This is a genomic window from Paracoccus sediminilitoris (assembly GCF_003259195.1).
In the GTDB taxonomy this organism is placed as follows: Bacteria; Pseudomonadota; Alphaproteobacteria; order Rhodobacterales; family Rhodobacteraceae; genus Paracoccus; species Paracoccus sediminilitoris.
The window spans coordinates 50,530-75,168 of sequence record NZ_QJPK01000006.1 but is presented as its reverse complement, the minus strand read 5'-3'; the positions used below and the strand labels follow the sequence as shown (position 1 = coordinate 75,168).

The 24,639-nt window shown below is 64.7% G+C and carries 24 protein-coding genes and 1 riboswitch; of the genes, 5 read left to right on the top strand and 19 right to left on the bottom strand.

What is annotated here, in order from left to right:
* Positions 1–77: 77 nt before the first annotated feature.
* Complete coding sequence (gene parA / locus DKT70_RS08150) at positions 78–716, top strand: ParA family partition ATPase (RefSeq protein WP_111558670.1); 639 nt, start codon at positions 78–80, stop codon at positions 714–716.
* On the opposite strand, the gene DKT70_RS08145 is transcribed toward parA, so the two are convergent.
* The 6 genes from DKT70_RS08145 to DKT70_RS08120 form a co-directional block, all read right to left on the bottom strand.
* A complete protein-coding gene (locus tag DKT70_RS08145) occupies positions 713–1,447 on the bottom strand; it encodes an ABC transporter ATP-binding protein (protein ID WP_111558669.1) in 735 nt (244 codons plus the stop codon). The genes parA and DKT70_RS08145 overlap by 4 nt on opposite strands.
* Positions 1,447–2,433 carry a FecCD family ABC transporter permease gene (locus DKT70_RS08140; protein WP_111558668.1) on the bottom strand — a complete coding sequence of 329 codons (987 nt, stop codon included), beginning with the start codon at positions 2,431–2,433 and terminating at the stop codon, positions 1,447–1,449. Before DKT70_RS08140 ends, DKT70_RS08145 begins: the two co-directional genes overlap by 1 nt.
* Positions 2,430–3,212: an ABC transporter substrate-binding protein gene (locus tag DKT70_RS08135; RefSeq protein WP_233490482.1), complete on the bottom strand. Its 783-nt coding sequence runs from the start codon at positions 3,210–3,212 to the stop codon at positions 2,430–2,432. Before DKT70_RS08135 ends, DKT70_RS08140 begins: the two co-directional genes overlap by 4 nt.
* Positions 3,199–5,013, bottom strand: coding sequence for a TonB-dependent receptor plug domain-containing protein (locus tag DKT70_RS08130; protein WP_158529974.1), 1,815 nt, complete (start codon positions 5,011–5,013; stop codon positions 3,199–3,201). Before DKT70_RS08130 ends, DKT70_RS08135 begins: the two co-directional genes overlap by 14 nt.
* Before the next feature lie 130 nt (positions 5,014–5,143).
* Positions 5,144–5,330, bottom strand: a riboswitch (cobalamin riboswitch).
* Positions 5,331–5,366: 36 nt separating this feature from the next.
* The gene (locus tag DKT70_RS08125) at positions 5,367–6,050 is read right to left on the bottom strand and encodes an NAD-dependent deacylase (protein ID WP_111558666.1); all 684 of its coding nucleotides are present in this window, start codon (positions 6,048–6,050) and stop codon (positions 5,367–5,369) included.
* Positions 6,051–6,057: 7 nt separating this feature from the next.
* Positions 6,058–6,360, bottom strand: a complete 303-nt coding sequence (locus tag DKT70_RS08120; RefSeq protein ID WP_083554484.1) for a hypothetical protein — start codon at positions 6,358–6,360, stop codon at positions 6,058–6,060.
* 237 nt (positions 6,361–6,597) lie between these two features.
* On the opposite strand from DKT70_RS08120, the gene DKT70_RS08115 reads away from it, so the two are divergent.
* The 3 genes from DKT70_RS08115 to lepA all read left to right on the top strand — a co-directional run bounded on the left by DKT70_RS08115 (position 6,598) and on the right by lepA (position 10,190).
* On the top strand, positions 6,598–7,293 hold the full coding sequence (locus DKT70_RS08115) for an HAD family hydrolase (protein WP_111558665.1): 696 nt from the start codon (positions 6,598–6,600) through the stop codon (positions 7,291–7,293).
* Positions 7,290–8,219 (top strand): DMT family transporter, encoded by a 930-nt coding sequence (locus DKT70_RS08110; RefSeq protein WP_111558664.1) that lies wholly within the window; start codon positions 7,290–7,292, stop codon positions 8,217–8,219. Before DKT70_RS08115 ends, DKT70_RS08110 begins: the two co-directional genes overlap by 4 nt.
* A gap of 171 nt (positions 8,220–8,390) precedes the next feature.
* Positions 8,391–10,190, top strand: a complete 1,800-nt coding sequence (gene lepA / locus DKT70_RS08105; protein WP_072298345.1) for a translation elongation factor 4 — start codon at positions 8,391–8,393, stop codon at positions 10,188–10,190.
* A 68-nt stretch (positions 10,191–10,258) separates the two neighbouring features.
* Here the strand turns inward: lepA and DKT70_RS08100 are convergent, their stop codons facing one another.
* The 8 genes from DKT70_RS08100 to guaA form a co-directional block, all read right to left on the bottom strand.
* Entirely contained in the window at positions 10,259–10,636 is a 378-nt protein-coding gene (locus tag DKT70_RS08100) for a hypothetical protein (RefSeq protein ID WP_111558663.1), read from the bottom strand.
* Between the two features lie 160 nt (positions 10,637–10,796).
* A complete protein-coding gene (locus DKT70_RS08095) occupies positions 10,797–10,943 on the bottom strand; it encodes an entericidin A/B family lipoprotein (protein WP_111558662.1) in 147 nt (48 codons plus the stop codon).
* Between the two features lie 63 nt (positions 10,944–11,006).
* A complete protein-coding gene (rbsD, locus tag DKT70_RS08090; RefSeq protein WP_111558809.1) occupies positions 11,007–11,390 on the bottom strand; it encodes a D-ribose pyranase in 384 nt (127 codons plus the stop codon).
* 4 nt (positions 11,391–11,394) lie between these two features.
* Entirely contained in the window at positions 11,395–12,576 is a 1,182-nt protein-coding gene (locus tag DKT70_RS08085; protein ID WP_111558661.1) for a dipeptidase, read from the bottom strand.
* A 123-nt stretch (positions 12,577–12,699) separates the two neighbouring features.
* Positions 12,700–14,526, bottom strand: a complete 1,827-nt coding sequence (locus DKT70_RS08080; protein WP_111558660.1) for a M3 family oligoendopeptidase — start codon at positions 14,524–14,526, stop codon at positions 12,700–12,702.
* Between the two features lie 66 nt (positions 14,527–14,592).
* Positions 14,593–15,336 carry an antibiotic biosynthesis monooxygenase gene (locus DKT70_RS08075; RefSeq protein WP_111558659.1) on the bottom strand — a complete coding sequence of 248 codons (744 nt, stop codon included), beginning with the start codon at positions 15,334–15,336 and terminating at the stop codon, positions 14,593–14,595.
* Positions 15,337–15,390: 54 nt separating this feature from the next.
* A complete protein-coding gene (locus DKT70_RS08070) occupies positions 15,391–16,914 on the bottom strand; it encodes a cryptochrome/photolyase family protein (protein WP_111558658.1) in 1,524 nt (507 codons plus the stop codon).
* A 72-nt stretch (positions 16,915–16,986) separates the two neighbouring features.
* Positions 16,987–18,546 carry a glutamine-hydrolyzing GMP synthase gene (gene guaA / locus DKT70_RS08065; RefSeq protein WP_111558657.1) on the bottom strand — a complete coding sequence of 520 codons (1,560 nt, stop codon included), beginning with the start codon at positions 18,544–18,546 and terminating at the stop codon, positions 16,987–16,989.
* A gap of 194 nt (positions 18,547–18,740) precedes the next feature.
* Here guaA and DKT70_RS08060 point away from each other — a divergent pair, with 194 nt between their 5' ends.
* Positions 18,741–19,181, top strand: a complete 441-nt coding sequence (locus tag DKT70_RS08060; protein WP_233490481.1) for a CAP domain-containing protein — start codon at positions 18,741–18,743, stop codon at positions 19,179–19,181.
* Between the two features lie 32 nt (positions 19,182–19,213).
* Here the strand turns inward: DKT70_RS08060 and DKT70_RS08055 are convergent, their stop codons facing one another.
* The 5 genes from DKT70_RS08055 to DKT70_RS08035 all read right to left on the bottom strand — a co-directional run bounded on the left by DKT70_RS08055 (position 19,214) and on the right by DKT70_RS08035 (position 24,482).
* Entirely contained in the window at positions 19,214–20,545 is a 1,332-nt protein-coding gene (locus DKT70_RS08055; protein ID WP_111558655.1) for a branched-chain amino acid ABC transporter permease, read from the bottom strand.
* A gap of 13 nt (positions 20,546–20,558) precedes the next feature.
* Positions 20,559–21,566, bottom strand: a complete 1,008-nt coding sequence (locus DKT70_RS08050; RefSeq protein ID WP_111558654.1) for a branched-chain amino acid ABC transporter permease — start codon at positions 21,564–21,566, stop codon at positions 20,559–20,561.
* Positions 21,567–21,569: 3 nt separating this feature from the next.
* A complete protein-coding gene (locus DKT70_RS08045; RefSeq protein ID WP_111558653.1) occupies positions 21,570–22,403 on the bottom strand; it encodes an ABC transporter ATP-binding protein in 834 nt (277 codons plus the stop codon).
* Positions 22,400–23,182 (bottom strand): ABC transporter ATP-binding protein, encoded by a 783-nt coding sequence (locus DKT70_RS08040; protein WP_111558652.1) that lies wholly within the window; start codon positions 23,180–23,182, stop codon positions 22,400–22,402. Before DKT70_RS08040 ends, DKT70_RS08045 begins: the two co-directional genes overlap by 4 nt.
* Before the next feature lie 115 nt (positions 23,183–23,297).
* Entirely contained in the window at positions 23,298–24,482 is a 1,185-nt protein-coding gene (locus DKT70_RS08035) for an ABC transporter substrate-binding protein (RefSeq protein ID WP_111558651.1), read from the bottom strand.
* Positions 24,483–24,639: the final 157 nt, after the last annotated feature.

Genomic DNA, 24,639 nt, shown 5'->3' with positions numbered 1-24,639 from the left:
CTGCGCTTGCATTATTGGGGTGCAATTGCCCGCGCGCCTGATAACGTCGCGCCAAGGGACAGCAGAAGGATCGGCGTATGGCGGGACGTATCATCACCGTGGCCCAGCAGAAGGGTGGTTCGGGCAAGACGACGCTGGCGGTGAACCTTGCGGTGTCGCTGCATGGTCGTGGCCATTCGGTGGCTCTGGTCGATACCGACCCGCAGGGCAGCATGGGCCGCTGGTTCATGGAACGCATGCAGGCGCAGGGAGAGGATGAGGCGATGGATTTCTCGACCTCGTCCGCCTGGGGGGCCAGCTATGAGAGCGAGAAGCTGAAGAAGCGTTTCGATTTCGTCATTATCGACACGCCCCCCAAGATCGACAGTGATCTGCGCCCTTCGCTGAAGGTGGCGGATCTTGTGCTGGTGCCCGTCGCCACCAGCCATGTCGATCTGTGGGCGACCGAAGGGGTGCTGGACTTGGCGCGGCGCGAAAAGGCCAATGTGCTGGTCGTCCTGAACCGCGCCCGTCCCAACACGCGCCTGTCGGCCGAGGTCGCGGAAAAGGCGCAGGAACTGGGCGCCAGCGTCGCCCAGGTGCAGATCGCCAACCGCGTCACCTATGCCGAAACGCTTGGACAGGGCCTGGGGGCCATCGAAGCCCCCCGGTCAGGCCCCGCCCGGGCCGAGATGGCCGCCCTGACCGATGAGGTTCTGGCCAGGCTTGAGGTCTAGACCGGCAGGATCGCCAGCCCGTCGGGTGTCTGGACACGGCGCAGGGTGATCCCGAACGCCCGGGACATGAGGTCGTCCCGCAGGATATGGTCTGGCGGGCCGTCTGCGATAATGCGCCCTTGGGACAGCAGCACCAGCCTTGTGCAGAAACGCGCCGCCAGCCCCAGGTCGTGGATCGAGGCGATCACGCCGCGTCCCTCCTGCGCCAAGGCGGAAAACAGGCGCATCGTCGCCAGCTGTTGCGCGGGGTCCAGCCCCGCGATCGGCTCATCGGCCAGCAACAGCGGCGTGTCCTGTGCCAAGGCGCGGGCAATCAGCACCCGCGCCTGTTCCCCGCCCGACAGGCGCTGCGCCGTGCGGTGCGCGAATTCACCCAGACCCATCCGTGCGATGGCATGGTCGATGGCATCGCGGTCGGCTGCCGTCCCGCCGCCGCCGGGCCATGGCAGACGCCCGAGCGATACCAGATCGCGCACGCTGACGGGCCAGGCGATTTCCTTGGCCTGCGGCAGATAGGCGGCGTGACGCGCCCTTGCAGGGGCCGCCATCATGGCCAGCGACGACCGGCCCGTGGCGGGGATCAGACCATGGGCGGCCTCCATCAGGGTGGATTTGCCCGCACCGTTCGGGCCGATCAGACCGATGAATTCACCCGGACGGATGCCCAGGCTGACGTCCGTCAGGACGGGGCGGTTGCGGCGGGTCACGCAAAGCTCCTGCAGTTCCAGCATCAGATGCGTCCCCCGCTGCGGGTCTTCCAGATCAGGTGCAAGAACAGCGGTGCCCCCACGATGGCGGTCAGCACGCCCAGCTTCAGGTCACGTTCGGGCACGATGACCCGCACCGCGATATCCGCCACCAGCAGCAGCGCCGCCCCGCCCAATGCCGAGGCGGGCAGCAGCCGTGACGGCCGCGCCCCGACCCAAGGGCGCAGCAGATGCGGCACGACCAGCCCGACGAACCCTATGGCCCCCGCAACCGCCGTCGCAGGACCCACGATCAGCGCGACCCCCGCGATCAGCCGCCAGCGCAGGGCGGTGCCGTCGATCCCCAAGGCTTGGGCCGCAGCCTCGCCCAGGGTCAGGGCATCAAGACCCCGCGCCGTGGTGGCGATCAGGGCCGCGCCCAGGATCAGCGGCGGCAGGGCCAGCGCGACATGGACCAGCGACCGGTCGGCCAGCGACCCCATCAGCCAGAAGATGATCTCGTTCGCGGCATAGGGGTTGGGCGACAGGTTGAGGACCAGCGCCGTCCCCGCGCCCGCCATGGCCGAAATGGCGACCCCTGCCAGGATCAGCGTTACCGACCCGCCACGCGGGCCTGCCAGCAACACCAGAAGACCGATGCCAACCGCCGCGCCCGTCAGCGCCGCGACAGGAAGCGCCAGCGCGAAGGCCAGCGCGGCCCCGGTCTGGATGGCGATGACCGCCCCCAGGGCCGCCATGCCCGACACGCCGATCAGCCCAGGTTCGGCCAAGGGGTTGCGCAGATAGCCCTGCATCGCCGCACCGGTCAGGCCCAGCCCCGCACCCACGGCCAGCCCCAGCATCGCGCGGGGCAGGCGGATCTGACGCATCACGATGGGCAGGGGGCCGTCGCCGCCAAGGATCAGCGCCTTGAGGCTGGCCAGGGTCCCGACCGCCGCAGGTCCGATCAGCACCGAGGTCAGGAACAGCGCCAGCACCAGCGCGATCAGCAGGCGAAAGAGCGGCGTCATGGCAGGCTTTCGATGGCGTGCAGGATGAAGGGTGTGCCACAGATCCAAGCGCTGTCGGTCGTAACGGCCGGGGTCCGCGCGGCATGGCGAAGGGCGGGATGGTCCAGGATCGCCTCGGCCCGGGACCGGCCCGGCCAACGCGCCCCGGTGACGATCAGGTCAGGGGCCGACATGACCAGCTGTTCCAGCGGCAGGGTGCCGGAATTGGTAATGCCCAGATCATCGGCGATGTTGTGCCAACCCGCCTGCGCCAGAACCGTCCCGGTCAACGTCTGCCCGCCCGCGGTAAAGCCGTTGGCATCGTAAAAGACCGCACGCCCCTTGTCGCTGTGCGCGATGGCGTCCAATCCAGCGTCGAACCGGGCCAACAGGGAACGGGCGGCGTCCTGACGGCCCAGCAAGTCGCCCATCAGGGTGATCTGGTGGCGGATCTGGGGAATGGTATCGGCCGGGGGCAGGACCTGCACGGGGATGCCCAGATCCTGCAGCATCGCCACGGCGGGTCCCGCCGAGAATTGCCCGGTCAGCACAAGGTCGGGTTCCATCAGATAGATTTCCTCGGCCAGGCCGTGATTGGCGGGCAGGGCCTTGGCGGCCTCGGCCATGGGCGACAGTGCCGGGTCTTGGGCATAGCTGCCGACCGAGATCAGTTGCCCCGGCGCCGCCAGCATCAGGGCCAGCTGATCCGTGCACAGGTTCATCGACACCACCCGCTCAGGGGCGGCCAGCGCCGGTGTGCCCACCAGCGCCAGCAGAAGGCAGGCTTCAGAAGGACGCACGCAGCCCCGCAAAGATCGCCCGGTCCGAGGTGCCGTAACCCTCCAGCACCTGATATTCGCGATCCAGCAGGTTCTCGACCCGCAGATAGCCGGTGGTGGTTGCGGTCAGGTCGCGTTCGATCTGGGCGTTCAGCACCGTGAATGAGGGCATTTCCGTGCCGTCATCCAGCAACCCGTCCTGATAGGTCGCCTGAAGGCTGGCGCGGGTGGCGGTGTCCAGATCAACCTCGATCCGCAGGCTCGCGCTGCGTTCGGGAACGCGGTTCAGCGGGTCGCCATCGGGGTCGCGTGTATCGGTATAGGTCAGGTTGCCCGACAGGCGGATGCTGTCGGTGATGGCGGTCCGGCCTGTCAGCTCGATCCCCCGCGTGCGGCTGTCGCCCCTGATCTGTTCATAACCGAAACTGTCCAGCGAATAATCGATCAGGTCGGTGACCTTGGTGTGGAACAGTGTCACGCCGATGCTGCTGTCGGGGTTTGGGGTGTAATCCATGCCGATCTCGGCCCCCGTGGCGGTTTCGGGGGTCAGATCGGGGTTGCCGCCCCATGTGGCGTAAAGCTCATAGGGGGACGGCGCGCGATAGCCGCTGCCATATTGGCCCCGCAGCGTTACGGTATCGGTGGCGCGCCACGCAATCGCCAGACGTCCGGTTTCCTTGCCGCCGAACTGCGAATTATGGTCGTGTCGCGCCGACAGGGCCAGGTCCAGATCCGGCGTCGCCGCCCATTGCGCCTCGGCATAGAGCGAATTCGTCAGATAGCGCGCATCGGTGGCATCGCCCTGAAAGCGTTCGTCGCTGTGGCTTGCGCCCCATGCCAGCGTGACGTCCCGTCCCACAAGGGCCGAACCGTCATAGGCATATTCCGTCCGCTGACCCTCATAAGGATAGGTGACGCCGCCAAAGGTTTCCTGCCGCGAGGTTTCGCTGCGCTGAACCGAAAGCCCGTGACGCGCAGCACCGATGGTATAATTCGCAAAAATCCGCGCGCCGCGCATGATGCCCGCGCTGCGGTCCGCATTGTCGACCAGCGCCGGAAAATCGCCGTCGGTTTCAACGCGTGTCTTCTGCCAGAAGCCCGCAACGCCCACGGTCAGGTCGGGCGTCAGGTCCTGGCTGGCCGACAGGGTGACGCGGGTGGCGCGGGCGCCGTCATCTTCGGTATTACCGTCGTTTTCATCTGCAACGGAAAAGCCGCCGGTTTCGTAATGCTGCACCGTCAGGGCGGCGCGCTGAGTGTCGTTGGCGGCCTGCAGCCCATAGGACAAGCGGGTGCTGGCGTTGCTGCCATATTCGATGCCCGCCTGCTGGTGCAGCCCCTGACGGTCGGCATCCAGCGTGGTGATCGAAATGACACCTCCGATCGCCTCGGACCCATAGAGCGCGCTTTGCGGGCCCTTCAGCACTTCGATGCGGGCGATGTCGGCGGTCAGCATCGCGCCAGCGTCAAAGCGGATCTGCGGGGCGGATGGGTCGCTGACATCGATGCCGTCGATCAGAACCTTGACATATTGGGTCGGCAGGCCGCGCAGGCGCAGGGTCGATTGCGTCCCGAACCCGCCATTCGACGTGGCCGAAACGCCCGGCAGGGTGGCGAGGTAATCGACCAAGCGCGTGGTGCCGCTGCGCTGCAGGTCATCCTGGGTAACGATCTGGACATCGGCGCCGGTGCGCCCCAGCTTGGTTTCGGTCTGGTTCGCCGACAGCACAATTTCCGGCAGCAGGATCGGTTGATCCTGCGCGGCGGCGGCACAGGGGGCTGTCAGAGCGGTGGCAAGGAAAAGGCGGGTCAGCAAGGGCACGTTCTGCATCCTTCGGGATGCCCGGACCAGTCGCGGCCGGGCGGGTATGGTCAGTCGCGACCCCAGGGGGACCCGACGGCGAATACCACCACGACGGAAGATCCGTTTCGCATATGCGCCCCGCATATGCTTTGGGTGATCGCGCTCGGCAGGTCTCCTGGCTGGGCGGGTCGTCGCTTGGCCGGACCTTCCCATCCCTTTGGGGACAGTGGCATTCCCGACGTTGCTGACCGCTGACAGTTGCGGGGGCAGCCGCAGATTCACACTGCGTTCCCTTTTCACCGGGCGAACCCGGAACCGAGGCAGGACGGGCCTAGCCCATCGCCCCCCTGCGACGCAAGATTTATCCGATGTCAGCGCCGGCAGATGTCGTCGACCCAAGCGGGCACGGTCCGGCTGGCGGGGCCCAGGATCTGATCGTCGAAATCGGCGGCGTTCATGCTGGTGTCCAGGTTCAGCTCCAGGCAGGTGGCGCCGTTGCGTCCAGCGTGCTGGGCGAAACCCGCCGCCGGATAGACATTGCCGAAGGTGCCAATCGCCACGAACAGATCACTGGCCTCAAGCGCCTGCCAGATGCGTTCCATGTGCTGGGGCATTTCTCCGAACCAGACGATGTCCGGACGCGTCGCCGGCTTGCCGCAGGCGGGGCACGGATCTTCGGGGGTCATGACCATCGGGGCTGGCCAGCCATGCCCGCATTCGGCGCAGGTGGCACGGTTCAGCGCGCCATGCATGTGGATGACATCGGTACTGCCTGCGCGTTCGTGCAGGTCGTCCACGTTCTGGGTGACCAGGGTAAGGTCGTGATGGGTGGCCAGGCGCAGCAGCGCCAGATGCGCAGCATTCGGCTGGGCCACAGAGGCTGCCTTGCGGCGCATGTTGTAGAACTCGTGGACCAGCGCGGGGTCCTTGGCAAAGCCTTCGGGGGTGGCCACATCCATGATGCGGTGGTTTTCCCAAAGCCCGTCGCTGGCGCGAAACGTCGCCAGCCCGCTTTCGGCCGATATTCCCGCGCCGGTCAGGATCGTGATGCGCATCGCGCCGTCAGCGGCAAAGACGTTCCGACTGGGACGCGAAATTGCGATAGCGGCGCCAGAACGAATTGTCCGAATCGCGCTTGGAGGTGCGGACCTCTTGGGCGCGGTGCGGGTCGCGGAAGAAGGCCGCGGCCTTGCGCTGGTCCGAACGCGACAGGGTCTGGTTCGCGACCTGCTGGATGCAGCCGCACAGGGGCGCGTTTCCGCGGGCCCGGTCCGAGCGCACGCAGGCATTGTCGATGGGTCCGGCCATGGCCAGGGGCGTGGTCAGCATCACGGTGGCTGCCGCGATCACAAGACGGTTCAGCATGGGGCTGTCTCCTCGATTCTCGTCCTCGGATGTCGAGGATGCCGGTTGGTTCCGGTCTTTCTTGCCCCGACGGAAGTTCATTCATACCAAAAAGGGGGCCACTTCTCAATCACGTTGCAGGCATGGGTTGTCCGGAGGGGGGCCTTTCGTCGGCATCTTGTGGCGCGCCGGGGGTTGCCAGACGCGCGTTCCCCCTGCATTCCGTGCAAGAGCCGACCCGCAAACAGGAGCATTGGGATGATCGACGCCATCGGATTGGATGCTGATGACACCCTGTGGGAGAACGAGACCTTCTTTCGCGTGACCGAGGCCGAGTTCGCGGCGCTGCTTGGCGACCACGGAGAGGCCGAGACCATCGCCTCGCGGCTCTATGACGTCGAACGGGCGAACCTGCAGCGCTATGGCTATGGCATCAAGGGGTTCACGCTGTCGATGGTACAGACGGCGGTCGAATTGACGGATGGCGCCGTGGACGGACGCACCATCGGGCGCATCCTTGAAATGGGGCGCGAGATGCTGGCCCATCCGGTGCATCTGCTGCCCGATGTCGCCAAGGCACTGGAGGCGTTGCAGGGACGGCGGCTGATCCTGATCACCAAGGGCGACCTGATGGACCAGGAACGCAAGGTGGCGGCATCGGGCATGGCGGATCTGTTTGACGCGGTCGAGATCCTGGCCGACAAGACGCCCGAGGCCTATTCGCGGGTGATGAACAGCCACGGAATTGCGCCGGACCGGTTCCTGATGGCGGGCAATTCGATGAAAAGCGACGTGATCCCGGTCCTGCGGATCGGCGGTTGGGGGGTCCATATCCCCCATGGGCTGACATGGATCGCCGAACATGCCGAAGCGCCGGATCATCCCCGGCTGCGCGAATTGCCGACCATCGCGGGATTGCCGGGACTGGTCGCGGATCTTGAGGCATCGGCATGAGCGCCCTTGCCCGCCTGTCCGACAATGGCCGGGCATCGCTGTTCATGAGCGCGTCCATGGCGATGTTCGCCTTCGAGGATGCCTTCATCAAGACCCTGACCCGATCCATGCCGGTCTGGGAATTGCTGGCGATCACCGGACTGGCGGCGATGGGGGTCTTCTGGATCAAGCTGGCGATACAAAGGCAGTCGCTGTGGACGCGCGATCTGCTGCACCCGATGGTCGTGCTGCGCAACATCGGAGAGATCATCGGCGCCTTCGGCTTTGTCACGGCGCTGGCGCTGGGTGAACTGGCGACGACATCGGCCATTCTGCAGGTGCTGCCGCTGACGCTGGTCCTGGGGGCGGCGCTGTTTCTGGGCGAACAGGTCGGATGGCGGCGATGGTCATCAGTGGCGGTGGGGTTCGCGGGGGTGCTGCTGATCCTGAGGCCGGGAACGGCGGCGTTTCATCCGTCGATGCTGTTGGCGGTGATGGGGGTGATCGGGCTGACGCTGCGCGACCTGGCGACGCGCAGGATCCCCAAGGGCGTGCCGTCTGACCAGTTGTCGGCGTCTGCTTATGGCGCGATGGTGCCTGCAGGCCTGCTGCTGGCGGTGCTGAGTGGCGAGGCGGCGGTCATGCCCGATCCGACGCAGGTGGGGTTGCTGTTGGGGACGCTGGTCTTTGGCGTGTTGGGATACACCGCGCTTGTGGCCGCGTCGCGCACGGGAGAGGCATCGGTCGTCGCGCCCTTCCGCTATTCCCGGCTGGCCTTTGCGCTGGTCGTGGCGGCGGTCGTCTTTGGTGAACGTCCCGATCTGCCGATGCTGATGGGGGCTGCGCTGATCGCCGGGGCAGGCGGTTATGCCATGTGGCGCGAGGCGGGGCTGCGCCGCAAACCACTGGCCGGCGCCATGCGCCCCGGAAACGGCCCCCTGACCTGAAAGGGGCAAGCCGGCTGCGGCCCCGTCGAGGGGCCTTGCCGGCTGCGTGTTCGCGGAACACGCCACCCTGGCCCGCATCCGGCGCACCCTGTCGCCGCGTCTTTCCAAACAAACGCGCGCTGGTTGCGAAATCCTCTTTTCGCGGCCCGCGCAACCCAGTATAGCCCGGCCATGACCGAGTTGTCCCTCATCCGCAATTTTTCGATCGTGGCTCATATCGACCACGGCAAATCCACCTTGGCCGACCGGCTGATCCAGTTGACGGGGACGGTCGCCGAACGCGACATGAAGACCCAGATGCTGGACAGCATGGATATCGAGCGCGAGCGTGGAATCACCATCAAGGCGAACACGGTGCGCATCAACTATCCTGCCAAGGATGGGCACACCTATGTGTTGAACCTGATCGACACGCCCGGCCATGTCGATTTCGCCTATGAAGTCAGCCGGTCGATGCGCGCCGTCGAAGGGTCGCTGCTGGTCGTCGATGCGACGCAGGGCGTCGAGGCGCAGACGCTGGCCAACGTCTATCAGGCCATCGATGCGGACCACGAGATCGTTCCCGTGCTGAACAAGATCGACCTGCCCGCTGCCGAACCCGATCGGGTCAAGGCGCAGATCGAGGATGTCATCGGCATCGACGCCAGCAACGCCGTGTCGATCAGCGCCAAGACCGGCATCGGCATCCCCGACGTGCTGGAGGCCATCGTCACGCGTCTGCCCGCGCCCAAGGGCGACCGCGACGCGCCGTTGAAGGCGATGCTGGTGGACAGCTGGTACGACAGCTATCTGGGCGTCGTCGTCATGATCCGGGTCATGGACGGGGTCGTCCGCAAGGGCGATCAGGTCAAGATGATGCAGACGGGCGCGACCTATCGCCTGGACAAGCTGGCCGTGCTGACGCCCGCGATGAAGGACATCGCAGAGCTGGGGCCGGGCGAGATCGGTGTCTTCACCGCCTCGATCAAGCAGGTGCGCGACACCCGCGTCGGCGACACGATCACGACCGAGAAGAAGGGCGCCGAAAAGGCGCTTCCCGGTTTCAAACCCGCGCAGCCGGTGGTCTTCTGCGGGCTGTTCCCGGTCGATGCCAACGATTTCGAGCCGCTGCGCGACGCCATCGAAAAGCTGGCGCTGAACGATGCCAGCTTCAGCTACGAGATGGAAACTTCCGCCGCGCTTGGCTTTGGTTTCCGCTGCGGTTTCCTGGGGCTGCTGCACCTTGAGGTGATCCGCGACCGTCTGGAACGCGAATACGATCTGGACCTGATCACCACCGCGCCAAGCGTGGTCTTCAAGCTGCATATGCGCGACGGCGAGGTCATGGACCTGCACAACCCCGCCGACATGCCCGACCCCTCGATCATCGATCACATCACCGAGCCGCGGATCAAGGCCACCATCATGGTGCCCGACGAATATCTGGGCGACGTGCTGAAGCTGTGCCAAGACCGCCGCGGCATCCAGCTGGACCTGACCTATGCGGGCAGCCGGGCCATGGCCGTCTATGACCTGCCCTTGGCCGAGGTGGTCTTCGATTTCTACGACCGGCTGAAATCGGTCACCAAGGGCTATGCCAGCTTCGACTATCAGATCAGCGAATATCGCGAGGATTATCTGGTCAAGATGTCGATCCTGGTGAATGACGAACCCGTCGACGCGCTGTCGATGATGGTTCATCGCGACCGCGCCGAAAGCCGGGGCCGCGCTATGGTGGAGAAACTCAAGGAGCTGATCCCCCGGCACATGTTCAAGATCCCGATCCAGGCTGCCATCGGCAGCCGCGTGATCGCGCGCGAAACCCTGTCGGCGATGCGCAAGGATGTGACGGCCAAATGCTATGGCGGCGACGCCACGCGCAAGAAGAAGCTGCTGGAGAAGCAGAAGGCCGGCAAGAAGAAGATGCGCCAATTCGGCAAGGTCGAAATTCCGCAGACGGCCTTTATCCAGGCGCTGAAGATGGACAGCTGATATCGGACCGACAGGGCCCTGCGGGGCCCTGTTTTCCATCCAAGGTCACGCCTCCGTAAAAGACTGACCTAGAGGTCGGGAATGATCGGGTCGCAATATGCCGTGACCGCGCGGCCGATCGACATCGATCCATCCCGCTGCCCTGATCCGAACTGTGACAGGCCCGCACCTTCGGCCTTGCGGGTTTCGTCCAAGGTGAAGGTGATGCCTTCGCCGCTGCTGCGTGGCTTGGGGCTGGCACGCCAAATGCGGGCGCTGACCGATTTCTGAAGCTGCTGCCTGGCCAGATCGCCGGCGGCACACCAGTATTCCGTCGTCAGGCGGCCGTTTTCGAAGGGAACGGCGATGTCGGTCTGGTTGACCTGACGGGCCTCCATTCCGTTGCGGGCGGTGAAGGCCGAAGCGGGCAGGGGCAGAGCGATGAGCATGATCGCGAAAAGTCGCATGTCGATGTCTCCTCGGTTTGGTTTGTCGAATGACAAGTCTGAATGGTCCCACAGATCGGCAATCGATGCAAATCAGGCGCGGATGCGTGCAGGGAACCCGTCAAAGAAAAGGCCCCCGGCAGGGTGAACTGCGGGGGCCCGGAACCTGAGGGGCAGGCGCTTACATGCCTGCCTGCACTTCGGCACTTTCTTGCTGAACCACGGCGCCGGCGGTGGAAATATCGCGCCCTGCGCCCTGCACGGTTTCGCAGGCCGACAGTGCCATCATGGCCAGAATTGCGCTAAGCCCCAGAAATTTCTTTTGCATCGGTTGGTCTCCTGTTGATCACCATCTGGGATTGCAACGTCAATGACGGGCTTGGGTTCCTCTTCAGAATGCGACGCCAGCCCACAGACAAATATTTGCATACGGAGTGCATTCGCCGCTGCGAATGACGGCACGGGCCGATGCGGTCTCACGCTTGAAATCATCGTGCGGCAAGCGCGTAACGGTCCCGATCTGGCGGTTGGTGAAATCGGCGACCAGTCGATCGGAGGCTTCCCCCGCGATGCAGGACCGTTCGACGACCAGCTCGCTCAGCAGCGCGTCCAGAACCTGCATGGTGCCGGGGATGCCCCGCGTCAGAGCTAGGTCGATGCAACGAACGCCGGGGGGAACGGGCAGGCCCGCGTCCCCGATGACGATCAGATCGCCATGGCCCATGGAGGCTACAAGCCCCGACAGCTCCGCATGCAGCAAGGTCGTTCGTTTCATCGTCTTATCCATTCGCGTCGGGCAGGACCTGCCCCAAATATGTCATCATGTTGCCGCCCATCACCTTGGCGATCTGATCCGAAGTCAGACCTTGGTCGATCAGCGCCTGCGTCAGCGCGGCAAGATGCGCAGCATCGAAGGGGGAATCAACCGATCCGTCCCAATCGGACCCAAGGGCGACGTGATCTTCGCCGACGAGCGTGATGGCCGCGGCGATCGCGCCCGCGACATCGGCAGGCGTCTTGCCGCAGACCACGTCAGACCAGAAGCCGATCCCGATCAGCCCGCCCGCCTGAGCCACCTGAGCGACCAAGGCATCCGACAGATTGCGCGGGCTGGGGCAATGTGATGCGATCCCGGTATGCGAGACGATGGGCCGGGTCCCCGGAACGGCCAGCACGTCGCGCACCATCGCGGGCGAGGCATGGGCCAGGTCGATCACCATGCCCTGCGACACCATCTGCTGGACCACCTGCCGTCCGAAATCCGACAGGCCGGCCGCGTCCTGACCATGCAGGCTGCCGCCCAATTCGTTGTCGAAGAAATGCGTCAGCCCCATCAATCGGAAGCCCGCCTCATGCATCACACGCAGGTTCGCCATGTCACCCTCCAGCGGGTGCCCGCCTTCGGAACCCAGCAGCGCGCCCAGCACCTGTTGACCCGCAGCGCGATCGGCCAGCAATTTCTGCAGGTCTTGGCGGGTGCGGATGATCCGCAAACTGTCAGGGGATCGCGCTGCGGCATCGGCCAGCGCCTCGGCCTGGACCAGCGCGCGTTCCCGCAGCGAAAACCATGACCGGGGCGGGCGCAGCTGACCCATGAACAGGGGGGTGATGTTGTCCCCCGCATCGGTGCTGTTATGGTCGTAATTCTGGCCGCGCGGACTTTTGGTGACGGTGGTGAATACCTGCACCGCCATGTTGCCCTGCAGCAGGCGCGGCACGTCGCTGTGGCCGCGATCGACCTGGCGCAGCAGGTCGCGGTCCCACAGCAGGGCGTCGGAATGCAGATCGCCGATGGTCAGGGATTGGTGCAGGGCCCGTGCCTCGTCGGAAACGGGCCAGCCGTCGGGGGGCATCGTCACCGGGTTCATCATGCGTTCGGCATAGGGCGGCGCGAAAATCAGGAAGGCGGTCGAGGCCCCTCCGACCAGAACCGCAGCCCCCGCCGCCAGCTTTTTCCACATTGCCCACCCCCCATGACATTCCGCAAAATCCTGTCCGCAAAACGGCGCGGGGGCAAGTCCGGGCATTGATCGTGACGGCAGGTCAGGCGCGACGGGGACCGGTCAGTGCCCCCGCCGGCGGTCTCAGTCTTCCAGCGCTTCCAGTTCGTCAATGAAGCCTTCGATCATCGACAGACCCTTGTCCCAGAAGGCCGGGTCCGAGGCATCCAGCCCGAAGGGGGCCAGCAGTTCCTTGTGGTGCTTGGACCCACCCGCCGACAGCATCTCGAAATACTTCGACTGGAAGTCCGGCAGGCCGTCTTCATAGGCGGCATAAAGCGCGTTCACCAACCCGTCGCCGAAGGCGTAGGCATAGACGTAGAAGGGCGAATGCACGAAATGTGGCACATAGGTCCAGAAAGTCTCGTATCCCGGCATGAATTCGAAGACCGGGCCAAGGCTCTCGGCCTGCACGGACATCCACAGCGCGTTGATGTCGTCGGGCGTCAGTTCGCCTTCGGCACGCGCGGCATGCAGCTTGCATTCAAAGTCATAGAAGGCGATCTGCCGGACGACCGTATTGATCATGTCCTCGACCTTGCCGGCCAGCAGAGTCTTTTTCTGCTGGGGATCGGTCGTCTTGGCCAGAAGCGCGCGGAAAGTTAGCATCTCGCCAAAGACCGATGCCGTTTCGGCCAGCGTCAGGGGCGTGGATGACAGCAATTCGCCCTGACCTGCCGCCAGACGCTGGTGGACGCCATGGCCCAGTTCATGCGCCAGGGTCATCACGTCGCGCGGCTTGCCCAGATAGTTCAGCAGCACATAGGGATGCGCGGTGCTGACGGTCGGATGGGCAAAGGCACCCGGCGCCTTGCCCGGCGTGACGGCAGCATCGATCCAGCCCCGGTCGAAGAACGGCTCGGCCAGTTCGGCCAGCTTGGGGTCGAACCCGGCATAAGCATCCAGAACGGTGCTGCGGGCCTCGGGCCAGTCGATGGTCCGCGGGTTTTCGGTGGGCAGTGGCGCGTTGCGGTCCCAGACCTGCAGCGTGTCCAGCCCCAGCCATTTCGCCTTTAGCGCATAGTAGCGGTGCGACAGGCGCGGATAGGCTGCGGTTACGGCATTGCGCAGGGCCTCGACGACCTCGGGTTCGACGTGGTTCGACAGGTGGCGACCATATTGCGGGGTCGGCATCTTGCGCCACTTGTCCTCGATGGCCTTTTCCTTGGCCAGCGTGTTGTGGATGCGCGCGAACAGACCGACATTGTCGCCAAAGACCTTGGCCAGCGCCTTGGCGCCCGCCTCGCGCCGTGCACGGTCGTGGTCGGTCAGCAGGTTCAACGTGGCTTCCATGCCAAGCGTCTCGCCGTTGACGTCGAAGGTCAGGGCGGCGGTGGTCTCGTCGAAGAGCCGGTTCCAGGCCGAGGCCCCCACGACCGAATTGTCATGCAGGAACTGTTCCAGTTCATCCGACAGTTGGTGGGGGCGCATGGCGCGCATCCGGTCGAAGACGGGGCGATAGCGCGCAGGCCCGTCGGGCGCATCGAACATCGCCTGATAGGTTGCGTCGGGGATGCGGTTGAATTCCAGGCTGAAAAAGACCAGCGGCGTCGTCATGTCGGTGATGCGGGCCTGCAGGTCGCCCATCTGCTTGGCGCGGGTCGGATCGGTTGTGTTCTGGTAATAACGCAGCCCGATATAGGACATCAGCTTGCCCGCAATGATGTCGATCTGCTGATAGGTCTCGATGCATTCCAGCATCTGGGCGGGGGTCAGATCGGCCAGCTTGCCTTGATAATCGGCGGCAAAACCCTGGACCAGCTGTTCCAGTAGCGCCAGGTCGTCATTCAGCTGTGGGCTGTCAGGGGCAGGATAAAGGTCGGTCAGGTCCCATTCGGGAAGCGTGCCAAGATCGGGGGCCTTGCGGGCCTTGGCGGGGTGGGCTGCGTCGAAAACCTGAGAGTCTGCCATATCGGGTCCTTTCCGTCTGTTGCGACAGATGTGGACCCTGCATGGGACGGACGCAAGATGCCCGGATCAGAACGCGTCGATTGCTGCCAGCGCATCGGCCGGCAAATCTCCAAAGACGTGCAGATCGCCCGCCGCGCGAAACCCCGCCCCGCACAGCAGCACGCCGTCCCCTTGCGCGACGACCGGACGGTCATGGGCGGCCTGCAGTGCCATGTGCAACAGCGCTTGTTCCAACCCCCGGTCGCGCAGGGACGGATGGACTGTCAGCGGCGTCAGCGCCAGCGCGCGTCCCGCAAGATGGCGCAGCGCGACATGGCCCACCGGCACGCCCTGCGCATGGGCCACCAGCGACAGCTCGATCAGGCCATCCCGGCGCAGGCCTGCCATACGGTCGGCCCGGTCCGGCCCAAGCAGGGCCGCCAAGGGGGCGATGTCGGCGGGAATTTCGGCCCGGATCAGGGGATGCAGGTCATGGCGGTGAAAATCGCGTGCCATGTCGCGGCTGTCTTGGCCCCAGACGCTGTCGGCGGTGCGGGCCTGGTGGGCGGCGAAGGCGTCGGCATCGGCAAAGACCTCGGACAGGGTCCAGACCATCGGATCTTCGGCCTGGGTGATCTCAAAGCGCAGGCAGCCCGGTTCGGCGCGGCTGAGATCGACATGATCGGGCAACAGCGACAGCGCGGTCATCATCTGCCCCATGTCGGCGCAGGTCAGGCTGCCATGCAGCGCGACCATCGGCACTGACAGCCGCGCGGGCGTGCCGCCGTCATCGGTGCGGGTGGCGTGGTGATGTCCGCAGGCACAGCTCATGTCGGTTCCCTTTTCGCCAAGCTATCCCCGCCGCGCCCGGCTGCGTCAAGCCGCCTAGACGGTTTCGCCCGCATCCATCCGGTTCAGGAACTGCGCGGCCTCGGTCAGGATGGTATGGCGCCGGTCCTTGTCCATCCGGTCCCATGTGGCAAAGGCGCGCCCGATGCGCGGATTGTCCTGCAGGCGGTCGCGGTGGCGCAGCAGGAAGTCCCAGTAAAGCAGGTTGAAGGGGCATGCCCCGTCACCGGTCTTGGTCGTCACCGAATAATGGCAGGTCTTGCAGTAATCCGACATCTTGTTGATGTAATTGCCGGAACTGACATAGGGCTTGGATCCGACCAGCCCGCCATCGGCGAATTGGCTCATCCCGATGGTGTTCGGGGCTTCGACCCATTCATAGGCGTCGATATAGACCTCCAGATACCATTCATGGACCTGCGCGGGGTCGATCCCCGCCAGCAGAGCGAAATTGCCGGTGATCATCAGGCGCTGGATGTGATGGGCATAGGCATGAGCCCGTGTCTGACCGACGGCGTGGGACAGGCAGTTCATGCGCGTTTCCGCCCCCCAATAGAGGCCGGGCAGGTTGCGATGGTGGTCCAGCGCGTTCCGGCTGGTGTAATCCGGCCCCTCCAGGAAATAGATCCCGCGCATGAATTCGCGCCAGCCCAGGATCTGGCGGATGAACCCTTCGGCCGAGTTCAGCCGCACCTTGCCCGCCTGCCAGGCGTCGGCTGCGGCCTGGCAGACCTCGGATGGGGACAGAAGCCCGCAATTGAGATAGGGCGACAGGATCGAATGGTGCAGGAACGGGTCGTCCATCAGCATCGCGTCCTGATAGGGGCCGAAGAGGTCCAGCGAATGGTCGATGAAATGGTCCAACACCCTCAGCGCGCCGGCACGATCCGTGGCATAATCGAAGGGCAGCAGATCGCCGAAATTGTCGCCAAAGCGGTCCTGCACCAAGTCCAGAACCTGCTGCGTGACGGCATCAGGTGAAAATCGCGGGGGCTTGGGGCGGAACAGGTCGGGGGCGGCGGGCTTGCGGTTGTCGTGGTCATAGTTCCACTTGCCGCCTGCAGGTTCGTCACCCTCCATCAGCAGGCCGGTCTTGCGGCGCATCAGGCGATAGAACCACTCCATCCGCAATTCCTTGCGGTCGCGCGCCCAATCCTCGAACTCGGCATGGGTGGCCAAAAAGCGGTCGTCGGGCAGCTGGCGGACGGGCAGGGGCATGTCGGACAGCGCCTGGATCAGCCGCCATTCGCCCGGTTCGGTCGCGATGATGTCCTGCGCGTCATATTCGGCGGCGCGGCGCAGCAATTCGCCCGGGATGCTCTGGCTGTTTTCGGGATCGTCCAGCGTCGTGTAGGCGACCTGCCAACCCGCCTGCCGCAGCCGTTCGGCGAACTTGCGCATGGCGGTCAGGACCAGCGCGATCTTCTTGGGGTGGTGGCGGACATAGGTCGTCTCGGCCATCACCTCGGCCATGATGATGACGTCGCCCTCTCGGGCGGCGCGCAGGGCCGGGATATCTTCGGACAGCTGGTCGCCAAGGATCAGGATAAGGTTCGTCATCGGGCCCCCAAAACGCGAAAACGCGCAGGTTTTCCTGCGCGTTCCCTGATGATCATGCGACCCGGTGCCGCGTCATTCCCACTCGATCGTGCCCGGGGGCTTCGAGGTGATGTCATAGGTGCAGCGGTTGATGCCCTTGACCTCGTTGATGATGCGGGTCGCCGTTTCGCCCAGGAAATCGTGGGTGAAGGGATAGTAATCCGCCGTCATGCCGTCGACCGATGTCACGGCGCGCAGCGCACAGGCGAAATCATAGGTCCGCCCGTCGCCCATCACGCCCACGGTACGCACCGGCAGGATCGCCACGAAGGCCTGCCAGATGTCGTCATAAAGACCGTGCTTGCGGATCTGGTCGATAAAGACCGCGTCCGCCTTGCGCAGGATCTCCAGCTTTTCGCGGGTGATCTCTCCGGGGCAGCGGATGGCAAGACCCGGGCCGGGGAAGGGGTGGCGACCGATGAAGCTTTCGGGCAGGCCCAGTTCGCGGCCCAGTTCGCGGACTTCGTCCTTGAACAGCTCGCGTAGGGGTTCGACCAGCTTCAGGCCCATCTTTTCGGGCAGACCGCCGACGTTGTGGTGCGACTTGATCGTGACCGAGGGGCCGCCGCTGAAGCTGACGCTTTCGATGACGTCGGGATAGAGCGTGCCTTGGGCCAGGAAATCCGCGCCCTCGATCTGGGTGGCGTATTTCTGGAAGACGTCGATGAACAACCCACCGATGATCTTGCGCTTGGTTTCGGGGTCGGAAACCCCCTCCAGCTTGCCCAAAAACAGGTCGGCCTCATCGGCGGCGATCAGCGGGATGTTGTAATTGTCGCGGAACATCTTGACGACTTCGTCGCCCTCGTTCAGCCGCAGCAACCCGTGATCGACGAAGACGCAGGTCAGCTGGTCGCCGATCGCCTCGTGGATCAGGACCGCCGCCACCGACGAATCGACGCCGCCCGACAACCCGCAGATGACCTTTCGGTCGCCCACCTGTTCGCGGATCTTGCGGATCGCCTCATCCTTGTAGGATGCCATCGTCCAGTCGCCGGTGAACCCCGCCAACCGGATGAAGTTTTCCAGCATGGTCCGCCCGTTCGGGGTGTGATGCACCTCGGGGTGGAACTGGACGGCATAGAAATGGCGGGTTTCATCCGCGATCATCGCCATGGGCGCATTGGGCGAGGTACCGATCACCTCGAAGCCGGGTGCCAGGCTGGTGACGCGGTCACCATGGCTCATCCAGACTTCCTCGCGGCCGGTTCCGAACAGACCGGCAAAGATACCATCCTGCTTGTGGCCTGGGGCGGGGGCGATGAAGGCGCGGCCGTATTCGGCGTGATGGCCCGCTTCGACTTGGCCGCCCAGCTGTTCCATCATGACCTGCTGGCCATAGCAGATGCCGAAGACGGGCACGCCCATCTCGAACACCGCCTTGGGCGCGCGGGGGCTGTCTTCCTGCGTCACGCTGGCCGGGCCGCCGGACAGGATGACCGCCTGCGGGGCCATCTCGCGCAGCGACGCGTCGGTCACCGAATTGAAGGGGTGGATTTCGCAATAGACGTTCAGTTCGCGAAGGCGACGCGCGATCAGCTGCGTCACCTGGCTGCCGAAGTCGATGATCAAGAGGCGCTGGTGCTGGGTCATGACTGCGCTTTAAGCGGGCTTTTGCGCCCTTGCAAGACCTTCGCGCCACGTGGTCGCGCGGAACCGCTGCAACCCCTTGGCGTTGGGCCGAAATGTATCCAGTCAGCAGCCGAGGTTTTGTCATGTTCAAGGTTTCCCTAATTGCAGCATCTGCCGTCGTGGCCTTGGCCGGGTGCCAATCGGGGTTTCCGGCCGTGAGCCAGCCCCAGCCCCCCGCCGAGGAGGCGCTGGCCCTGCAATGTTCAGGCGACGCCTTGGCGGCCCAGCAGTTGCGTGAAGGCATCGCCGCCGCCCGCGCCACCGAGGGGAAGACCGCCCTGACCGAGAGCGAACTGCTGAACCGCATCGCCGCTTCCCACGCTTGCGACATGGCCCGGATGGGGCGTGCCGATGTGGCGGGGTCCAACGGCTCTAACGTGGTCGACCGGGCGAGGGCGGTCGGCTATCCCACCTGCGGCGTCGTGCAGCTTGTCGGCTCGGGCAGCAGCGCGCCTGCGACCGTGGCGGGATGGATGGTGCCCGGCCCGAACCGCGAACAGGTGCTGGGGCAGCTGAGCTATGAGATCGGGACCGGATCTGCGAGAAGTGTCGACGGGCGCATGTGGCACAGCGCGGTCCTGGGGAACGATTGCTGACATGAAACGGGGCGCCGATGGCGCCCCGTTCTTCATTTCTCGGGCAGCAGGCCCCTTGGTGCAAATCTCAGCACCAACAGCAGAACCAGCCCCATCGCGATGAAGCGCATATGCGGCGCGCTGTCCAACAGGTGCAGCTTCATCGGGCCGTCGGGCATGGCTGCAGTCAGCAGGCCGATCAGGGCGGGGCCCCAGACCTCGACCTTGATCCACAGGAACCAGATAGTCACCGCGCCCAGCACCGCGCCCCAATTGTTGCCAGACCCGCCCACGATCACCATGACCCAGATCAGGAAGGTATAGCGCAGCGGGTTATAGCTGGTGGGCGTCAGCAGCCCGTCCAGCGTCACCATCATCGCGCCGGCGATACCGATGACCGCAGAACCCAGGATGAAGACCTGCAGGTGACGGCGGGTGACGTCCTTGCCCATTGCCTCGGCTGCGGTTTCATTGTCGCGGATGGCGCGCATCATGCGGCCCCAAGGCGATTTCAACGCCAGCTCTGCCAGCAGGATCAGCACCAGCAGCAGGACCAGAAACAGCGTCATATAGGACAGCTTGACCCAGATCCCCGACGCCTCGGCGGCCTGAAAACCCCAGCTTTGCGCGAAACCGATGAAATCGGAGTTGTTCTGCAGATCGACCTCATAGGCGACGGGGCGCGGGATCGAGGTGATGTTCTTGACGCCGCGCGCCAGCCAGTCCTCGTTCTTCATGACGGCGACGATGATCTCGCCGATGCCAAGGGTGGCGATGGCCAGATAGTCCGAGCGCAGGCCAAGGGCCACTTTGCCGATGGCCCAGGCCGCCACCGCCGCAAAAAGCCCGCCCACCAGCCAAGAAAGCAGCACAGGCAGGCCCAGCCCGCCGATATTGCCGTGACGTGACGGGTTGTTCGCCTCGATCGCGATGACGGCGGGGTCGAACAGATAGCGATAGGCGACAAAGCCCGCGATCAGGATCGCCGTGATGGCAAGCCCGCTGCGGGTCCGTGTCCAGACCATCTTCGCGATGGCAAGGACGCCCACGCCGACGGCCAATGCCGCCAGCAAGCGGCTGCCGCCGGCCTGCCATGCGCCTTCGACGGGCGGCAGGGACACCAGCACCGGTGCAAGCCCCCCAAGCGCCAGAAAGCCGACGACGCCCACGTTGAAAAGGCCTGCATAGCCCCATTGCATGTTCACGCCCAAGGCCGTGATGGCCGACAAGAGTCCCATGTTCAGGATGGCCAGCGAGGTGTTCCAGCTGCCCGAGAACATGCTGTTGCGGACGGTGCCCTCCAGCACGAAAAGGATCGCAAGGATGGCGAAAAGGACGGGCGCACGCCAGGCGCTGTAGCCCGCGGATTGACGAGTGTTGGACATATCCGTTCCCCCCTTACACCGACTTGCCGCGGAACAGCCCGGTGGGGCGGAACAGCAGGACCACGATCAGAATGACGAAGCTGACGGCGAATTTGTATTCCGTCCCCAGCAGCTGCATCAGCCCCCCCGGTTCATAGCCGGGTGCGATGTAGCCCACGACCTTGACCCAGGGATAGGTGACCGCGACCTCGGAAAAGGCGACCAGGAAACCGCCTGCGATGGCGCCAAGCGGACTGCCCAGGCCCCCCACGATGGCGGCGGCAAAGATCGGCAGCAGGATCTGGAAATAGTTGAAAGCCTTGAAGGACTTGTCCAAGCCGTAAAGCGTGCCGGCGATGGTCGCAAGGCTGGCGGCGATGATCCAGGTCAGGCGCACAACGCGTTCGGGGTCGATGCCCGACAGCAGGGCCAGATCCTCGTTGTCGGAATAGGCGCGCATGGCCTTGCCCGACTTGGTGCGGTTCAGGAACCAGAACAGCGCGGCCACCACGATGACGGCCACGACCAGCGTCAGCGCCTGCGTGCTGCGCAGCGCCAGGCCTTCGGGAAGGCCGGTCCAGTCGCGGAAGTCGCGGACGTTGATGATGAAGCGCGCGCCATCGTCAAAGCGGTATTCGCTGACGCCGATCAGCAGGCGCGTCAGGCCGTTCATCACGAACATCACCCCGACCGAAGCCATGACCAGAATGATCGGCGCGGCCTTCTTGACGCGATAGAAGCGGTAGACCGCGCGGTCGGTGGCCAGCACCAGCACCGCCGTCGCCGCGATCCCGAAGGGCAGGGCCAGCAGCGCGGTCGGCAGCGGCCCAAGCGTGATGCCAAGCGATTGCAGGCCCCATGTCACCAGGATCACCACGGCGGTGCCGAAGGCCATGGTGTCGCCATGGGCAAAGTTCGAAAAGCGCAGGATGCCATAGATCAGCGTGACGCCAAGTGCACCCAGTGCCAGCTGCGCACCATAGGCGGCGGCGGGAATGAAGACGAAGTTCAGAAAGACCACGAGGGCATTCAGGATATCCATGGCTCAGCCCCCCAGGAAGGTGCGGCGCACCTCGTCATTGGCCATCAGTTCGGCGCCGGTGCCGGTATGGGCATTCGCGCCCTGCACCAGCACATAGGCCTTGTCGGCGATGTTCATCGCCTGCTGCGCATTCTGTTCCACCATCAGCACCGGCAGCCCGCCGCGGGCGATCGCGATGATGCGGTCGAACAGTTCATCCATGACGATGGGGCTGACGCCCGCGGTGGGTTCGTCCAGCATCAGGACCGAAGGCTGGGTCATCAGCGCGCGGCCCACGGCGACCTGCTGGCGCTGGCCGCCCGACAGCTCGCCTGCCGCCTGACGGCGCTTTTCGGCTACGGCGGGGAACAGCTCATAGACCTGCTGCATCGTCTGGCGGATGTCGTCGTTCCGGATGAAGGCCCCCATCTCCAGGTTTTCCTCGACCGTCATGGACGGGAAGATGTTGTTCACCTGCGGCACAAAGCCCATGCCCGCCTTGACGCGGTCCTGCGGGTTCAGCGCTGTGATGTCCTGACCGTTCAGGCGCACGCTGCCCTGGCGCAGGTTCAGCATGCCGAAGATCGCCTTCATCGCGGTGGATTTGCCCGCGCCGTTCGGGCCGACGATCACCGCGATCTGACCCTTTTCGACGGCGATGGTGCAGTCGTGCAGGATGTCGGCACCCTTGCCGTATCCGCCCGTCATGCCTTCGCCGATCAAGAAGGGGTCGCCAGCGCGCCCGGCGCCGACCGGGCCGGACCTGCGGGTGCCGTCGATGGTGCCCATGCCCTTCATGTTGACGACCGAGGCGTCGCGATTGCCGCGATTGCCAAAGCTGGAATTGCTGTCGCTCATGCGCCCACCATGTCCTTGTTCTTCAGACCGGTGCCCAGATAGGCCTCGATCACCTGTTCGTTCCGCATGATGTCGGATGCGCTGCCCTGGGCCAGGACCTTGCCCTCGGCCATGACGATGACCGGGTCGCAGAGCTTGCCGATGAAATCCATGTCATGCTCGATGACGCAGAAGGTATAGCCGCGTTCCTTGTTCAACCGGATGATCGCGTCGGCGATGGTCATCAGCAGGGTGCGGTTCACACCCGCGCCGACCTCGTCCAGAAAGACGATCTTGGCGTCGACCATCATCGTGCGGCCCAGTTCCAGCAGCTTCTTCTGACCGCCCGACAGGTTGCCCGCATGTTCGTTGGCCAGATGCCGGATGGTCAGGAAATCCAAGACCTCGTCGGCCTTCTTGCGCAGTTCGGCTTCCTCGCGGGCAATGCGGCCGCGCTGGAACCAGGTCTTCCAGATGGTTTCGCCCGATTGCATGCCCGGGACCATCATAAGGTTTTCGCGCACGGTCATGCTGGCGAATTCATGGGCCATCTGGAAGGTCCGCAGCAGGCCCTTGTGGAACAGCGCGTGGGGCGGCAGGCCGGTGATATCCTCGCCGTCCATGAAGACCCGCCCCGAGGTAGGGGGCAGCACGCCCGCAATGACGTTGAACAGCGTCGATTTGCCCGCGCCGTTCGGGCCGATCAGCCCGGTGATAGACCCGGTCTCGATCGTCAGGCTTGCGCCATCGACGGCGTGAAAGCCGCCGAAATGTCTATGAAGGTCTTCGACCCTGATCATGTCATCTACTTCCCTGTCTTCACGTCTTTGGCGAAGATCCGGCTGCAAAAGCCTGTTATCATTGCGAAAAGCCCGGCATCTTGACGATGCCGGGCTTTCGGTGAGTCAGTCGGCATCAACGATAGCCGACGACTTCCATCTTGCCATCCTTGAACTCGACCTCGCGGAAGGTGCCCGAGGATTCACCCGGCTCGATCAATTCGACCGCGGTGGCACCGACATAGTCGACATCGCCGCCGCCGTTGATGATCTCCAGCGCCTTTGCCAGCTCGCCGGGCAGGATCTCCTCGCCAGGGGCGTTGGCGACATCCATGACGCTGCCCTTGTAGGTCGCGGGATCGGTCGAGCCCGACTTGGCCATCGCCAGCAGCATCAGGGCGGCGGCATCGTAAGCCTCGCCCGAGAATGCGCCCGATCCGTCGAAGCCCGCTTCTTCGGCCATCTTCAGGAAGGTATCGCGACCCGGACCGTCGGCGGCGGGGTTTTGGCCGAAGCTGCCGTCGATTTCCGATCCGAAGTTGGTTTCCAGCGCGGCACCGACCATGCCGTCTGGGAAGACGAAGGTATCAAATGCGCCGGTGTCCAGCGCGGCGCGAACCACGCCCGAACCACCCTGGTCGACATAGCCCACGACCACCAGCGCGTCGCCACCGGCGGCGGCCAGTGCGGCGACCTCGGCCGAATAGTCGGCCTTGCCGTCGTCATGGGCGCTGTTGACCGTGACGGTGCCGCCCTTTTCCTCGAACGCCTTGGCAAAGCTGTCGGCCAGGCCCTTGCCGTAATCGTTGTTGGTATAGGTGACGGCGACGGTCTTGATGTCGCGGCCCAGCACGATGTCGGCCATCACGTCGCCCTGGCGGGCGTCCGACGGCGCGGTGCGGAAGAACAGGCCGTCATCCTCGATCGTGGTCAACGCGGGCGAGGTGGCCGAGGGCGAGATCATCACCATGCCGTTCGCCTTGGCGACGTTTTCAAGGCTGGCGATCGTCTCGCCCGAGCACATGCCCCCCATGATGCCCTTGACGCCTTCTGCGGCGATCAGGCGTTCCACGGTGGCGGTGGCTGCGGCGGCGTCGATGCAGGTGCTGTCGCCGGTGACCGACGCGACGGTCGTGCCGTCCAGCAGCAGGCCGCTGTCGCTGACTTCCTTCATGGCCAGTTCGGCACCCTGCTGCATGGCCGGTGCCATGGATTCCAGCGGTCCAGTAAAGCCGAGCGATACGCCCAGCTTGATTTCTTCAGCGCCAGCGGCACCGGCCATCAATGCGCCAGCGGCGGTCGCAAGAAGAAGCTTTCTCATTGGTCGTCTCCCAGTTGGAACGTTGTCCTGCGGGTGACGTTAGAAGCCGATCTGCGAAAAAGAAAGCGCGATGTCGCTTCGATTTGCATGGTTTTCCGACAGATTGACAAGGTGACGTTACGCCAATCTGCACCATGCGGGAATCGATCGGCGGCGC

What these genes read in the sequence shown, in the direction of transcription:
- DKT70_RS08115 (WP_111558665.1), top strand. Translation starts at nt 6,598, where the DNA reads ATGATCGACGCCATCGGATTGGATGCTGATGACACCCTGTGGGAGAAC.
- DKT70_RS08080 (WP_111558660.1), bottom strand. Translation starts at nt 14,526, where the DNA reads ATGGCAGACTCTCAGGTTTTCGACGCAGCCCACCCCGCCAAGGCCCGC.
- DKT70_RS08035 (WP_111558651.1), bottom strand. Translation starts at nt 24,482, where the DNA reads ATGAGAAAGCTTCTTCTTGCGACCGCCGCTGGCGCATTGATGGCCGGT.
- DKT70_RS08120 (WP_083554484.1), bottom strand. Translation starts at nt 6,360, where the DNA reads ATGCTGAACCGTCTTGTGATCGCGGCAGCCACCGTGATGCTGACCACG.
- lepA (WP_072298345.1), top strand. Translation starts at nt 8,391, where the DNA reads ATGACCGAGTTGTCCCTCATCCGCAATTTTTCGATCGTGGCTCATATC.
- DKT70_RS08125 (WP_111558666.1), bottom strand. Translation starts at nt 6,050, where the DNA reads ATGCGCATCACGATCCTGACCGGCGCGGGAATATCGGCCGAAAGCGGG.
- DKT70_RS08095 (WP_111558662.1), bottom strand. Translation starts at nt 10,943, where the DNA reads ATGCAAAAGAAATTTCTGGGGCTTAGCGCAATTCTGGCCATGATGGCA.
- DKT70_RS08085 (WP_111558661.1), bottom strand. Translation starts at nt 12,576, where the DNA reads ATGTGGAAAAAGCTGGCGGCGGGGGCTGCGGTTCTGGTCGGAGGGGCC.
- DKT70_RS08050 (WP_111558654.1), bottom strand. Translation starts at nt 21,566, where the DNA reads ATGGATATCCTGAATGCCCTCGTGGTCTTTCTGAACTTCGTCTTCATT.
- DKT70_RS08110 (WP_111558664.1), top strand. Translation starts at nt 7,290, where the DNA reads ATGAGCGCCCTTGCCCGCCTGTCCGACAATGGCCGGGCATCGCTGTTC.
- DKT70_RS08055 (WP_111558655.1), bottom strand. Translation starts at nt 20,545, where the DNA reads ATGTCCAACACTCGTCAATCCGCGGGCTACAGCGCCTGGCGTGCGCCC.
- DKT70_RS08100 (WP_111558663.1), bottom strand. Translation starts at nt 10,636, where the DNA reads ATGCGACTTTTCGCGATCATGCTCATCGCTCTGCCCCTGCCCGCTTCG.
- guaA (WP_111558657.1), bottom strand. Translation starts at nt 18,546, where the DNA reads ATGACCCAGCACCAGCGCCTCTTGATCATCGACTTCGGCAGCCAGGTG.
- parA (WP_111558670.1), top strand. Translation starts at nt 78, where the DNA reads ATGGCGGGACGTATCATCACCGTGGCCCAGCAGAAGGGTGGTTCGGGC.
- DKT70_RS08145 (WP_111558669.1), bottom strand. Translation starts at nt 1,447, where the DNA reads ATGCTGGAACTGCAGGAGCTTTGCGTGACCCGCCGCAACCGCCCCGTC.
- DKT70_RS08075 (WP_111558659.1), bottom strand. Translation starts at nt 15,336, where the DNA reads ATGAGCTGTGCCTGCGGACATCACCACGCCACCCGCACCGATGACGGC.
- DKT70_RS08040 (WP_111558652.1), bottom strand. Translation starts at nt 23,182, where the DNA reads ATGATCAGGGTCGAAGACCTTCATAGACATTTCGGCGGCTTTCACGCC.
- DKT70_RS08070 (WP_111558658.1), bottom strand. Translation starts at nt 16,914, where the DNA reads ATGACGAACCTTATCCTGATCCTTGGCGACCAGCTGTCCGAAGATATC.
- rbsD (WP_111558809.1), bottom strand. Translation starts at nt 11,390, where the DNA reads ATGAAACGAACGACCTTGCTGCATGCGGAGCTGTCGGGGCTTGTAGCC.
- DKT70_RS08045 (WP_111558653.1), bottom strand. Translation starts at nt 22,403, where the DNA reads ATGAGCGACAGCAATTCCAGCTTTGGCAATCGCGGCAATCGCGACGCC.
- DKT70_RS08140 (WP_111558668.1), bottom strand. Translation starts at nt 2,433, where the DNA reads ATGACGCCGCTCTTTCGCCTGCTGATCGCGCTGGTGCTGGCGCTGTTC.